Origin of the sequence: Mesorhizobium sp. M1307 (assembly GCF_040318155.1) — a bacterium.
Taxonomy (GTDB): Bacteria; Pseudomonadota; Alphaproteobacteria; order Rhizobiales; family Rhizobiaceae; genus Mesorhizobium.
In genome coordinates, this window is record NZ_JAMYLR010000010.1 from 77,563 (window position 1) to 89,473 (window position 11,911).

Here is an 11,911-nt window from a genome sequence, read left to right on the forward strand (position 1 = left end):
GGGATCGCCGTGCGCAATGCCGGGGCGTATGCCAGCTCAGTGGGCAACGGTTACCTGGAGGAATCCAGAACCTTCCATGATGGCATCGCCAGGCCAGCCAGTCCTTCGCTCAGGAAATCCTAAACGAAAGTATTGGACGCACGTGCCGTTGGCACGATGGCTCACATCCGGCCACGGCCGGCATATTCCGCGCGGCATGAGCAGACTGGAAAGGCGAAAGCCGTGGTCTGCTTTTGCTCGATTGCCACCAACGCGATGACGCAGCTTCCGACAATAGGAGTCGCCATCATGGCCGACCTTTCCGAAACCTCCACAGCCGAGCACACATTGCGCGTCGAAGCGCCCGCCGCGATCGAGGTCGACGTCTCCTCGCTGACGCCGGGAACGTCGCTGATCGTCGACTGGCACGGCAAGCCGGTGGTCGTGCGCAACCGCACCGAAAAAGAGAGGAAGGACGGCCAGGCAGTCAGTCTCGCCGAGCTCAAGGATCCAATTGCCCGCAACGCCAATCTGCCGGCCGATGCGCCGGCAACCGACGCCAATCGAACTATGCCGGGCAAGGAAGCCTGGGTGGTGATGATCCAGGTCTGCACCCATCTCGGCTGCATCCCGCATGGTCAGGAAGGCGATTTCGACGGCTGGTTCTGCCCCTGCCATGGTTCGCAATACGACACCGCCGGCCGCGTCCGGAAGGGGCCGGCACCCGAGAACATGGCGGTACCGGTGTTCCAATTCGTTTCCGACACCAAGATCCGTATCGGCTGAGGCAAGGGCATTTCGATGAGCGGCGACAAACACTCGACCTATACGCCCAAAACCAGAATCGAACGTTGGTTCGACGCCCGCCTGCCGCTGCCGCGGCTGGTCTATGACAGCTTCATCGTCTATCCCGTCCCGCGCAACCTGAACTACGCCTATACGTTCGGCGGCATTCTCACGATCATGCTGGTTTCACAGATCCTGACCGGCATCGTGCTGGCGATGCATTACGCTCCTGATACGGGGCTGGCCTTCAACTCGGTCGAGCAGATCATGCGCGACGTGAATTCGGGCTGGCTGCTGCGCTATCTCCATTCCAACGGCGCGTCGTTCTTCTTCATTGCCGTCTACATCCACATCTGCCGCGGACTCTACTATGGTTCGTACAAGGCGCCGCGGGAGCTGCTGTGGGTGCTCGGTTGCACCAATCTCCTGCTGATGATGGCGACGGCCTTCATGGGTTACGTGCTGCCTTGGGGGCAGATGTCGTTCTGGGGCGCTACTGTCATCACCAGCTTCTTCACCGCAGTCCCACTGATCGGCGACTGGCTCCAGCAGCTTTTGCTCGGCGGCTTCGCGGTCGATAATCCGACGCTGAACCGCTTCTTTGCGCTGCATTACCTGCTGCCATTTGTGCTTGCGGGTGTGGTGACCTTGCACATATGGGCGCTTCACGTCGTCGGCCAGAACAATCCGACCGGCATCGAGGTCAAATCGAAAACTGATGTCGTGGACTTCACGCCCTATGCAACCGTCAAAGATGCCTTCGGCATCCTCGTGTTCCTGTTCTTCTTCGCCTATTTCGTTTTCTACGTGCCGAACTACCTCGGCCATCCCGACAATAGCAGCATCGCCAATCCGCTGAAGACGCCGGCCCACATCGTCCCGGAATGGTACTTCCTGCCGTTTTACGCGATCCTGCGGGCCATCACCTTCAATATCGGGCCTATCGATTCCAAGCTCGGCGGCGTGCTCGCGATGTTCGGCTCGATCGCCGTGCTGTTCCTGGTGCCGTGGCTCGACACCTCGAAGGTGCGCTCGGCGGTCTATCGGCCCTGGTACAGGGTGCTCTTCTGGCTGTTCGTTGCCAATGCCCTCTTTCTCGGCTGGCTCGGCTCCCGGCCGGCGGAAGGCGCATACGTCGTCATGTCCCAACTAGCGACGCTTTACTATTTTGCGTTCTTCATCATCGCGATGCCGGTGCTCGGGCTGATCGAAAAGCCGCGACGGCTGCCGAATTCGATCACCGAAGCAGTTCTCGAAAAAGACAAGGCCAGCGGCAGAGGCCCGATCGCCGGGCCGGAGACCAAACGTTGAACTGCCATGGCGGTGATCGTTCATGAACTGGTGGAACTCTCCTCTGGTCTACATCGTGTTGCTCGGCCTCGCCGGGATCGTCGTTTGGACCCTCATCCCCAGCCGCTTCGCCAATGCGAAGCTGGTCGTCCAACTCGGCTTTTTCCTCGCGATGTCGGCCATGGTTCTCCACCTGCGCGTCGTGCCATACGAGGCCGCAGGAGACAACGAGACAACCGGAGGAGCGATCCTCATCGGCTCGGTGAAGCTGCTCTGGTGGGTTCACCTTGCCTGGGCGCTGATCGGATTTGTCCGTATCTATCTCGTCTTCGAGCGACAGCCGCGCGAGGCACGTCTCCTGCAGGACGTCGTGGTCGGTGTCGTCTACGCTGGAATGTTCCTGTCGATCCTGGCGTTTGTCTTTGCAGTGCCGGTCGGAACGCTCATTGCCACGTCGGGCGTCTTTGCCGTCATCCTGGGACTGGCGCTCCAGAATACGCTTGGTGACGTATTTTCGGCGATCGCGCTAAACCTCGGCCGCCCTTACGTGCTTGGAAACTGGATCATTCTGGGCGACGGAACCGAAGGCCGCGTTGTCGAGACCAATTGGCGGTCGACCCAACTTTTGACCCCGACACACAATGTCGTGGCGCTGCCAAACAGCCTTCTCGCCAAGATCGGGGTAACAAATCTAAGCGGTCCGGACGAGAGCCATGGACTTGCCGTAACCGTCAAGGTGGCGCCAACGAAGACGCCGGCGATCATCGTAGACCTCATGCGCACTGTCTTGCTGAGCTGCAATTCAATCCTCCAGGAGCCTTCGCCTTCGGTCACCATCAGAAGCCTGGATGCCGCAGCTATCGAGATCGAGTTGTTTTTTCGCGTCGCAAGTATCGACCAGCGAAGTGCCGCTCGGAACGAAATCTTCGATCTCATTTATCGCCATTCAAAGTCGACCGGCATGCTGCTGGCGGAGCCATTTTCGGGCTCGATTGCCATGACCAACCGGCCGGGCCACGAGACGGCGGCCTCCCAAGGCTTCACCCCGATCGAACTCATCAATTCCATACCGGTATTCTCGGCGCTAACGGATACCGAGCAGGAGTCGCTCGCCAAAGCGGCCTCGGTTCGCACCTACCATAAGGGCGAAATCATCGCACGACAGGGAGAGATGCTGCCGTCGCTCATGATCGTACGGAGGGGAGTCATCGTCCGGCAAATTGGCCAGGGCGATGATCAACTGCAGGAGATCGGCCGGCTTGCACCCGGCGATTTCTTCGGCGAGACCGGTTTGCTCGCCGGCATTGGCGAGATGTCAAGTTTGCGGGCAATGACCCCCATCACGGTTTACGAGATAGACCAGGAAAGCTTTGCGCCGCTGCTGCACGACAGGCCCGAAATGGCCGAAGATCTTGCCGCGATCCTGTCGATGAAGGTGTCGGCTCTTAATGAAAGCGGCATCGCCGGACAGCACCACGCGGGCTCCAAATTCGCGCTCCTCAAAGCCATTCAGACAGTCTTTCGCGCCGCTCCGTTCAAGCGCGTTCGAGCACCTGGCTGATAAGGCATGCAGAAGGACAGAGATCCATGACCCATCCGCCAAAGCGATATCACAGGCATCGATACACTCATCCAGCCGGCTATCCGTGATTTTGCGGACGGACTGAAGATAAGGCGCGTATTGCCGTCCTCGAATCGCCTGATGATCGGGCCCTTCATCCTGTTCGACCATTTCGGCCCCGCTATGTTCGACGCAGGTCACGGTTTCGATATGGGACCGCATCCGCATATCGGCGTTGCGGCCGCGAGATCGTCCATTGCGACAATTTGGGTAAAGTGCAGACCATCCGTCCTGGCGAGGTCAACTGGATGACGGCCGGGTCGGGCATCGTCCATTCCGAGCGCACGCCACCGGACGTTCTCCGACATGGTCTATGCCGAAATTGTGCTCACGAGCGGCGCGCGCTACCAGGTGAAACCCGAACACCGTGAGCGTGCGATCTACATCGTCGCCGGTGAGGTTGGAATTGTCGGCCAGTTCGGTACGTTTCATGAGGCCGAATTAGTAGCTCTGGCGCCCGGCGCTGAGATTGTGCTCCAGGCGCCTGCCTTCCATGCGGCGAGACTGATGCTGATAGGAGGTGAGCCCCTGGCCGAGCCACGTCATATCTTTTGGAACTTCGTCTCCTCTTCAGCCGAACGGATCGAGCAGGCAAAGGCGGATTGGCGCGAACGCCGCTTCCCCGGCGTGCCGGGAGAGCACGAGCTCATGCCTCTGCCAGATGGCAGCGTGTGAGGGATAAGGCAGCGGATGGTGACCTCAGCGCCGCGACAGCTTTACGCCGGGTGGCGCAGGCAGACCACTACGATATCAAGTAGAGATCGTTCATCGTTTCCTCATCGAGCAAACCGTCGAACCAGACGTCGAAGATTGTCTCGAGCAGGAACTCGTCGTTGCTTGCTTCGGAAAACAGCGTGAGGGACGCGTGCAACTTCTTCGCATCAACGTCACCGAAGACAGCGCGAGCGCTTAGGCCGGAGAGCCGTTGCAGGGTGCCAACGCATTCCCGATAACGGCCTCCGAGGATCGGAAACGAGAGATAGGCGCTGGCTTCGTCGAGCGATGTGATTGCATATGGCTCAGGCGCTGTACCACTTCGCCTTGTGGCCAACCTTGGGAAGATGAACTCCATGTAGGGAGTGCACATCATCCCTCGACGTAGAATGGCCAGCGCGTCGTCGTAGACCGGATCCTGTGCGCTGACGAATCTCTGCAAATCATACTCGTCAGGCATTTGGATAGATCCTTGGGAAACCCTCAACATTCGTGCCCATGACTAGCCGCCGACGACATCTGCATAGTCCGGGTGCTTGGCGAAAAAGCGGCTCATGAGGGGACATTTCAAGATCGCTTTACGGCCGGTCTTGCGGAGCAGTTCGAAGGTTCCTTGGGCCAATTGCGACGCGATCCCTTGTCCGGAAAATTCCGACGGGACTTCGGTGTGTATCAGCGCAACCTTCCCGCCCTCGAGCCGATAATAGGCCGCCGCAAACATATCGCCGGCGATCGGCAGCTCGAAACGGTGCTGTTGGACGTTTTCGACGACTTGTGCATCCATCTTTATCTCTCGATTGTATGTCACGTTTGTCACCGGAGGCAGATTGGCGGGCCGCTATCGCATCGCAGGCAACCGCAGAGTGACGGTCGTGCCTGCCCCAAGTGTGCTCTGAATATCGATGCTTCCGCCTGATTGCTCGGCAAAGTGCTTCACCATCGGCAAACCGACGCCGCCGAGGCCTTCGCTTTTGGTGGTGAAGAACGGATCGAAGGCGCAGACCATCGTCTCGCTGGTCATCCCGATACCGTTGTCCGCGACGCGGATGTCTACCTGACCGGCGGCAGAGTTCTCAGAGGCCAAGCCGGCATCGATCGAGATGAAACCGCCGTCAGGCATTGCATCGCGCGCGTTGAACAGAAGATTCAGAACCGCATTTTGCAATCCAAAGCGATCGCATCTCACCAAAGGCAGGTCGGATCCAACCCGAAGCTCAAGACCGAAATTGGCATCCAAGGCGCTCCGTACGAGGGTTTCGATCTCAGCCAGGCAAGCACCTACGTTTGTGTATTCGATTTCCGCGTGGCTCTCTCGGGCCAGGCTGATGGTTTGCCGGACAAGGCCACCAGCCCGCTCCAAAGCCGTTTTGGCGCCGGCTATTACAGGCCCGAGCGCCGGAGCCGCTTGGATGCTCGGATCGCGGGCCAGGTGGTTCAACGCCGACGAGGCGACCTGAATGAGATTGCCCAGGTCATGGACGATGCCGGCCGTCGACATTTGCACGGACATACCACTTCCAGGGCCATCGGGCGGGCCGTCGAAGACATCTTCTTTTATGTCCGGACGAAACATTTCGTTCCCCGCTGGCTAAGTCGGCACCTATTGGCTTCAACACGCTATAATTTATGGCTTTTATTTTCCATTATATCTAAGCAGTCGCCGATACATACTTCCGTATATTCAATCGCGAGACGATGCTCTATTGATAGCCGATCCCGCTGATGTAGTTGGCAAGCAGCCGTTCCTGCAGTTCCTCTTGTTTGAAGAGCGCCTTCATCGCATCACGGATATCGAGGACGCCTAGCGGTTTCGAGTCGGCCCCGAGCACCGGCACATTCTGAAGGCCTTGCGCGGCCATGGTCTGCCAGACTGAATGAAGGTCGTCATCGGGACCACAGGACACGATGGACCTGCTCATCAAAGCCGCAATCGGCGCTTCTGTTGGCCCTGAATTCGCCAGATGGCGGACAAGGTCGGACTTGCTCAGCACGCCTGCCGCCTCCCCACTGCCGTGGCACACCACGACCAGGCCTATTGCGGGCCTGGAAAGTGAGAGTGCCGCACTGCGGAGTGGAGCGTCGACATCGACCACCATGAGACGGGCCGATATTACTGGATGCAGACTGTCAATTCGCATGACGCCCTCCTGAGAGCGCCTCGCGGCCGCGGCCGCGGGGCTGGGATCGGTTCCAGTGTTGGTCGCCGAGCTCGGCGCCTTCGTCCGGTCGGTCAGAATGGCGCGCAAACAAGCGCCATTCTGACCCATTCCAAAGATTAGCTCAGTGCTGCTTTGCTCAGGCCAAACTTCGCATCGCCCGAGCCCGGGACGGGTTTGAAGCCGATGTTCAGACGGTTCCAAGAGTTGACCGCCATGACAACGAAGGTCAGATCGGAGATTTCCTTCTCGGAAAGCTGCGACCTGACCCGATCGTAGATCTCGTCGGGGACACCCTGCTCGGGCAGCTTGGTCAAGACTTCCGTCCATGCCAAGGCTGCGCGCTCGCGAGGAACGAACAAGGTCGAATCCCGCCAGGCTGCCAGGTGGTAAAGGCGCAGTTCGCGCTCGCCATGGATCTTCGCCTGTTTGACGTGCATATCGAGGCAGAAGGTGCACCCGTTCAGCTGCGCGGCTCGGACTGCAACAAGGTCGCGGATTGGCTCTTCGATCGACCCCTCTCGCGTCGCACCAAGAAATTCAATAAATTTCTTCAGAAGTTCCGGCGACTGCTCGGCATAACTCGCGCGTTGGGCGACGGCTTTTCCTTTCGGAGCGACCGGTGGCGCTGCAATATTCATTACTTATCTCCTTGAGGTGTTTGCAATCCATTGCAGCGTAAGGATGACCGGTGAGACGAACTGTTGCTATCGTGCCGATGATATGTATTGCCACTCGATTAGGTTGGGGCGCCTAAACCGAAGTATAGGAGGTGGAAATTGGCACCTGACCGCTGCCCCCGGCAATTCGCTTTGGCGCAGGCATGCGACGGGCGCACAGCGTTTGGGTCACTTGAAGGGCGAGGCTGAACCGACCGGTGTCGATAGAACCTGGATCGAAACTGCGTTCACTCTTCGAAGGGAGCGTTCATCACAAGATCAACTGCCGAAGTCGCCTTGTAGCCTGAAACAAAGCGCTCGCCGAAGTCCCGGGCAAAGTTGTCGTAGGTGGTTTCCGGCCTGACCTCGGCGATATGGCAAAAGCATCGCGTCATCCGTCGCTTCATTTGGAGGCGTGGAAACTCACCGATGATCTTTGCAATCTCGGCTGACGAAACGAGGCTGTATTGCAAGCCGACGACATCGAGACAGATGCCGGCTGTGCACAGCGCCACCTCAGCCTCCTTGTAGAGGCCGATTGACGGCGTCGAGTTGAGGGCGACGCTGTCCCAGATCAATTGGGCGCGCCGCTCGTCGAAGCCGCCTTCCCGAACGAAGGCGCGGGCGAGATCGGCGCCTTCCACTTCGAAACGGCGCGGCCCGGCGAAGTCCTCATTGAGCGTGACGTCATGCAACAGGGTTGCAACCGCAACAACCTCCGCGTCGTGCTGGATATTCTGAATCTGTCCGATCCGGGCCGCGAAAAGCCAGGATCGGACCACGTGGTTGAACAGGTAGGGTTCACATCGAGCGCGGGCATGTTCGATCGCTCGGCCAACAAGCGGAGTATCGGGGACCAAAATCCCCGCAAGTGTGCGGATGGCGATCGAATTCATGTCACTGACCGTCCCTTCGCGTACGCCCCGATGGTCCCGGGGCTACGATTTCATTTAGCGTTCGTCGTCAGTTCCGTCTCGCTGGTGTCGACGACGAAAATAGCAAGCAGACGAGCGCCTTCCGTCTTGCTGGCGTTTTCGCTGACGGCATGACGGTCGCCAGGGAATTCCGAGAAACTCTCGCCGGCGCCATAAGTCTTCACCGGCCCGTCGTTGACCTGGCTTCGGATCGCCCCCTCCAGGACCGTGGCATAGATGAACGCGGATTTGGGATGGGTATGAGCCGGCGACGTACCCCCAGGCGCGTACTCGACGAGCACGGCTTTCATGCTCTTGCCGGGCACGTTTGGCAGAGCCTGGTCGTAGACAAGCTTCACGCTGGCGGCGTCATTGGCCATTGCTGCGGTGACGGAAGCGGAGGTGAGCGCGGCGCAGAGAAGTGTTTTGATCATGTCTGGTCTCCTTGTTGTGCGAATGGCGGGCCTATCCGATGACTACTTACTTCGGTGGTGTGTATCGGCTGAGCCAATCATCGAAACGCACGGCGCCGATGCGCGCGTTCTCGCCGGGCACCAGCGTTCGATCGTCGATTGCCACTTGGCCGTAGTAGAGCGCGCCGGGATCCGGGACGACTTTGCGCGGGTCGTTGGTGGCCTTCAGGAAGCGCTCGACAAGTTCGCTCATGCGAACACGCTCCGGGCCGGCAATTTCGATCATGCCATTCAACGGCGCGGCAAGCGCGACGTCCGCCATCGCATCGGCAACATTATCAGCCGCCATGGGTTGGAAGTAGGCCGGCGACATATGAATGGTATCCCCGACGGCGCCCGTGTTTGCGATGGCGGCGGTGAATTCGAAGAATTGAGTGGCGTGAACGATGGTGTAAGGAATTCCGGACTCCCTGATCAGCTTTTCCTGAAGCAACTTGCCGCGGAAATAGCCCATGCCCTGCAGCCGGTCGGTACCGACGACCGACAGCGCCACGTGATGACGGACGCCGGCGGCCGTTTCGGCAGCAAAAAGATTACGCCCGGATGCCTCGAAGAACTCCAGGGCAGCCTTTTCCTCGAACGACGGCGAGTTCGCGAGGTCGACGACGACCTGCGCACCGGCAAGCGCGGCCGCCAGACCCTCTCCCGTAACGGTGTTGACGCCCGAATTCGGCGACGCCGCAAGCACGTCGTGTCCTTTGTTTCGCAGTCTCTCCACGGTCTTTGAACCGATCAGCCCGGTTCCGCCGATGACGACGATCTTCATGTCTAGTCTCCTGGTGTTGCGTGTCTATTTTCGTTGCTAGATCGGATGCTGGGCGTTTCCGGCCTGCTACTGACTGACCGATGCAGCAGCATCCTCGATGAGTGACGTGACCTCGTCGGGATGCGAAACCATGAGCGCATGGGACGCACCCTCGATGACGACGGTCTTTACCGCGTGCGCACGCTTGGCCATGAAGCTCATGACGGCTGCCGGGATGTTGCGGTCATCCGAGCCGTAGATCATGTAGGACGGCAGCGTCTTCCATGAGGCGACGCCCGAGGCTTCAGCCAGAGCCGCCTGCGCAACAGGGCGTTGAGTGGCAGCCATCAGCAAAGTCTGCTCTTGCGGAACGTCGGCGGCGAACTGGGCGCGGAACTTGGCCGGCTCGATGAAGAGGTCTTGTCCGCCGTCCGGCAACGCGACGGGAGCAAGCGCGCCCCCCAAGGTGCTGCCGGGAAACATGCTGGACAACGTAAGGCTCGATTCGCCGGTATCCGGCGCGAAACCCGCCACGTAGACCAATGCCTTCACATTGGGATTGCCATTGGCGGCCTCGGTGATGACAGGCCCGCCGTAGGAATGCCCCACCAGCACGACCGGCCCGGAAACCGACCGGATGATGGCTGAGACTGCTTTCGCATCGCTGGCAACGCCGCGGAGCGGATTAGCCGCGGCTATCGCTACATAACCGTCTTTGCTGAGCTTGGTGATGACTGCATCCCAGCTCGACGATTCCGCGAAGGCGCCGTGCACCAGTACGATCGTCGGCTTGGGCTGAGAATTCGCGGCATGCGCCATCCCGCCGCCCGACGCGGCAAGCGCTGCGGTGAGGGCCAGGACTCGAGTTATGTTTCGCATTTGCTTTCTCCCGTGTGGCCTGTGGTGACCAATGCTCAGGAGCATGCGCCGACGCGGCCCGCCAACCTATTGTGCGGAAGGGTCTGTCATACAATGCCAAGGTGCAGGGTAGGTCACCAAGGAGATCAGGTGCCCTGCAGCATGATTGAGGTATCTATGCGGGGTGTGCATTGTCGGCGGTCGCCGGAACAGACACTGAGGGCGCGCCGCAAAGCCTCCTCTCGTCAACGACATAGTCCCTGGCCTTCGGCCTGAATCGCCCAATGCCTTCGTATGGATCAAACAGCCGGACCGTCTGATCGTGTCGCTGCGTCACGACATTTATATTTGTATGGGTGAATATCATCCAAGCCATCAATGGAGTTACTGAAATGAAAATGACAGTCCTTGCTGTCGCCGTGCTTGTTATTACAGCAGGAAGCGCCACTGCCGGAAGCGACCACTATGGATCAAACGGATCCCAGCAGCCTGCGACTGCGTCTTACAACATATATACATCCTCGATCAAAAAATGAACAATGATATCGGGGTGCCGAAAACCGTACGCAAGCCGACTGTTCCCAACGATGAATATGGCCAGGGCATCTGGGGTCACTGATCCCGACCTACAGAAAAATTTGAAGGACCGGGGCGTGACCTCGGTCCATCCGCCGTATCGGCGAGCCGGCTTCTCTCTTGCGCGTCGATCCCTGCAATGCGACTTGCCATTTACGTGGCTCAATTTGCACCACGTCGACAAAACGTCTCGCCTCCGACCTATTTGGCGGGATTCGTGCGGCAGCTTCCCGGAAAATCGTCGTGAGGAAGACCGATTGTTCCGGCGTTATTCGCCAGTCTATTGGCGCGACATCGCAGTCGTGGCTCAGAGCACTGCCATCCCGCCGTCGACCCGCAGATTGATGCCCGTGACGAAACTGCTCGCGTCCGAGGCAAGGAACAGGGCGGCTTTTGCCAGCTCTTCCGGCTGCCCCATCCGGCCCAAGGGTATTGCCTCCGCCATCGCCTTTTCAAACAGCCCGCGCTGCTCAAACGGTACGCCTAGCTTATCGAGAATAGCCGTATCCACCGGACCTGGGCTGAGCACGTTGACCCGGATGCCGCGAGACTTCAGTTCGATCGCCCAACCGCGCGCAAAGGCATTTATGGCCGCCTTCGAGCCCGCGTAAACAGCATGACCGTCCAGAACCTTCTCGCTGGCCAGCGAACCTGTGAGGATGATTGCGCCGCCATTCCGCATGACCGGAATCAGCTTCTGGACGCCGAAGAAGACGCCTCGCGTATTGACGGCAAATTGCGCATCATATTCTGCCTCGGAGACGTCGGCCGAGTGCGTGATGGTGTTTATGCCGGCGTTCGCCATATAGATGTCGAGCGCCCCGAACCTCTGGCGGATCTGCTGCGCTACCTCGTCATGGTGCGACACGTCGGCCACATTTCCCTGAATGCCCAGCGCGCCTGCCCCGATCTGTGCGACCGCTTCCTCAACCGCCTGCCGCCGGCGGCCGGTAATGACGACTTGCGCGCCCTCGGCCGCAAAGATTTTTGCAGCCGATAGTCCGATCCCGCTGTTTCCGCCGGTGACCACCGCGATCTTGCCCGAGAGTGCGCCCATTTCGTTCCTGCCTTCGAAAAATAGTGCCGGTGCTGCTGCGATAGTCGCAACTGCTGGCCAAGAAAATTTCACGCCGAATTGAG

The 11,911-nt window shown here is 59.3% G+C and carries 13 protein-coding genes and 1 pseudogene; 4 read left to right on the top strand and 10 right to left on the bottom strand.

Annotated features, from left to right (window positions below):
- Positions 1–255 precede the first annotated feature (255 nt).
- From petA to NKH16_RS14610, 4 genes and pseudogenes are all read left to right on the top strand, one after another.
- Positions 256–765, top strand: a complete 510-nt coding sequence (petA, locus tag NKH16_RS14595) for a ubiquinol-cytochrome c reductase iron-sulfur subunit (RefSeq protein WP_023674218.1) — start codon at positions 256–258, stop codon at positions 763–765.
- Positions 766–780: 15 nt separating this feature from the next.
- On the top strand, positions 781–2,076 hold the full coding sequence (locus tag NKH16_RS14600; protein ID WP_352900004.1) for a cytochrome b: 1,296 nt from the start codon (positions 781–783) through the stop codon (positions 2,074–2,076).
- Between the two features lie 22 nt (positions 2,077–2,098).
- Positions 2,099–3,616, top strand: a complete 1,518-nt coding sequence (locus NKH16_RS14605) for a mechanosensitive ion channel family protein (protein WP_352900007.1) — start codon at positions 2,099–2,101, stop codon at positions 3,614–3,616.
- A gap of 33 nt (positions 3,617–3,649) precedes the next feature.
- Positions 3,650–4,351 (top strand): annotated as a pseudogene (locus NKH16_RS14610) (pirin family protein).
- Between the two features lie 67 nt (positions 4,352–4,418).
- Here NKH16_RS14610 and NKH16_RS14615 read toward each other — a convergent pair.
- From NKH16_RS14615 to NKH16_RS14660, 10 genes are all read right to left on the bottom strand, one after another.
- The gene (locus NKH16_RS14615; RefSeq protein ID WP_352502535.1) at positions 4,419–4,850 is read right to left on the bottom strand and encodes a DUF1810 domain-containing protein; all 432 of its coding nucleotides are present in this window, start codon (positions 4,848–4,850) and stop codon (positions 4,419–4,421) included.
- A 42-nt stretch (positions 4,851–4,892) separates the two neighbouring features.
- The gene (locus tag NKH16_RS14620; protein WP_352900009.1) at positions 4,893–5,174 is read right to left on the bottom strand and encodes a GNAT family N-acetyltransferase; all 282 of its coding nucleotides are present in this window, start codon (positions 5,172–5,174) and stop codon (positions 4,893–4,895) included.
- A 54-nt stretch (positions 5,175–5,228) separates the two neighbouring features.
- Entirely contained in the window at positions 5,229–5,963 is a 735-nt protein-coding gene (locus tag NKH16_RS14625; protein ID WP_352612467.1) for a sensor histidine kinase, read from the bottom strand.
- A 127-nt stretch (positions 5,964–6,090) separates the two neighbouring features.
- Positions 6,091–6,528 (bottom strand): CBS domain-containing protein, encoded by a 438-nt coding sequence (locus tag NKH16_RS14630; RefSeq protein WP_352455793.1) that lies wholly within the window; start codon positions 6,526–6,528, stop codon positions 6,091–6,093.
- 137 nt (positions 6,529–6,665) lie between these two features.
- Entirely contained in the window at positions 6,666–7,187 is a 522-nt protein-coding gene (locus NKH16_RS14635) for a carboxymuconolactone decarboxylase family protein (protein WP_352449835.1), read from the bottom strand.
- Positions 7,188–7,453: 266 nt separating this feature from the next.
- Positions 7,454–8,101 carry an HD domain-containing protein gene (locus tag NKH16_RS14640; RefSeq protein ID WP_352834065.1) on the bottom strand — a complete coding sequence of 216 codons (648 nt, stop codon included), beginning with the start codon at positions 8,099–8,101 and terminating at the stop codon, positions 7,454–7,456.
- 50 nt (positions 8,102–8,151) lie between these two features.
- Positions 8,152–8,553: a cupin domain-containing protein gene (locus tag NKH16_RS14645; protein WP_352900012.1), complete on the bottom strand. Its 402-nt coding sequence runs from the start codon at positions 8,551–8,553 to the stop codon at positions 8,152–8,154.
- A gap of 46 nt (positions 8,554–8,599) precedes the next feature.
- Entirely contained in the window at positions 8,600–9,358 is a 759-nt protein-coding gene (locus tag NKH16_RS14650) for an SDR family oxidoreductase (RefSeq protein WP_023674205.1), read from the bottom strand.
- Between the two features lie 66 nt (positions 9,359–9,424).
- Positions 9,425–10,216, bottom strand: a complete 792-nt coding sequence (locus NKH16_RS14655) for an alpha/beta fold hydrolase (protein ID WP_352900014.1) — start codon at positions 10,214–10,216, stop codon at positions 9,425–9,427.
- Between the two features lie 862 nt (positions 10,217–11,078).
- The gene (locus tag NKH16_RS14660) at positions 11,079–11,828 is read right to left on the bottom strand and encodes a glucose 1-dehydrogenase (RefSeq protein ID WP_023674202.1); all 750 of its coding nucleotides are present in this window, start codon (positions 11,826–11,828) and stop codon (positions 11,079–11,081) included.
- Positions 11,829–11,911 lie beyond the last annotated feature (83 nt).

What these genes read in the sequence shown, in the direction of transcription:
- petA (WP_023674218.1), top strand. Translation starts at nt 256, where the DNA reads ATGACGCAGCTTCCGACAATAGGAGTCGCCATCATGGCCGACCTTTCC.
- NKH16_RS14600 (WP_352900004.1), top strand. Translation starts at nt 781, where the DNA reads ATGAGCGGCGACAAACACTCGACCTATACGCCCAAAACCAGAATCGAA.
- NKH16_RS14605 (WP_352900007.1), top strand. Translation starts at nt 2,099, where the DNA reads ATGAACTGGTGGAACTCTCCTCTGGTCTACATCGTGTTGCTCGGCCTC.
- NKH16_RS14615 (WP_352502535.1), bottom strand. Translation starts at nt 4,850, where the DNA reads ATGCCTGACGAGTATGATTTGCAGAGATTCGTCAGCGCACAGGATCCG.
- NKH16_RS14620 (WP_352900009.1), bottom strand. Translation starts at nt 5,174, where the DNA reads ATGGATGCACAAGTCGTCGAAAACGTCCAACAGCACCGTTTCGAGCTG.
- NKH16_RS14625 (WP_352612467.1), bottom strand. Translation starts at nt 5,963, where the DNA reads ATGTTTCGTCCGGACATAAAAGAAGATGTCTTCGACGGCCCGCCCGAT.
- NKH16_RS14630 (WP_352455793.1), bottom strand. Translation starts at nt 6,528, where the DNA reads ATGCGAATTGACAGTCTGCATCCAGTAATATCGGCCCGTCTCATGGTG.
- NKH16_RS14635 (WP_352449835.1), bottom strand. Translation starts at nt 7,187, where the DNA reads ATGAATATTGCAGCGCCACCGGTCGCTCCGAAAGGAAAAGCCGTCGCC.
- NKH16_RS14640 (WP_352834065.1), bottom strand. Translation starts at nt 8,101, where the DNA reads ATGAATTCGATCGCCATCCGCACACTTGCGGGGATTTTGGTCCCCGAT.
- NKH16_RS14645 (WP_352900012.1), bottom strand. Translation starts at nt 8,553, where the DNA reads ATGATCAAAACACTTCTCTGCGCCGCGCTCACCTCCGCTTCCGTCACC.
- NKH16_RS14650 (WP_023674205.1), bottom strand. Translation starts at nt 9,358, where the DNA reads ATGAAGATCGTCGTCATCGGCGGAACCGGGCTGATCGGTTCAAAGACC.
- NKH16_RS14655 (WP_352900014.1), bottom strand. Translation starts at nt 10,216, where the DNA reads ATGCGAAACATAACTCGAGTCCTGGCCCTCACCGCAGCGCTTGCCGCG.
- NKH16_RS14660 (WP_023674202.1), bottom strand. Translation starts at nt 11,828, where the DNA reads ATGGGCGCACTCTCGGGCAAGATCGCGGTGGTCACCGGCGGAAACAGC.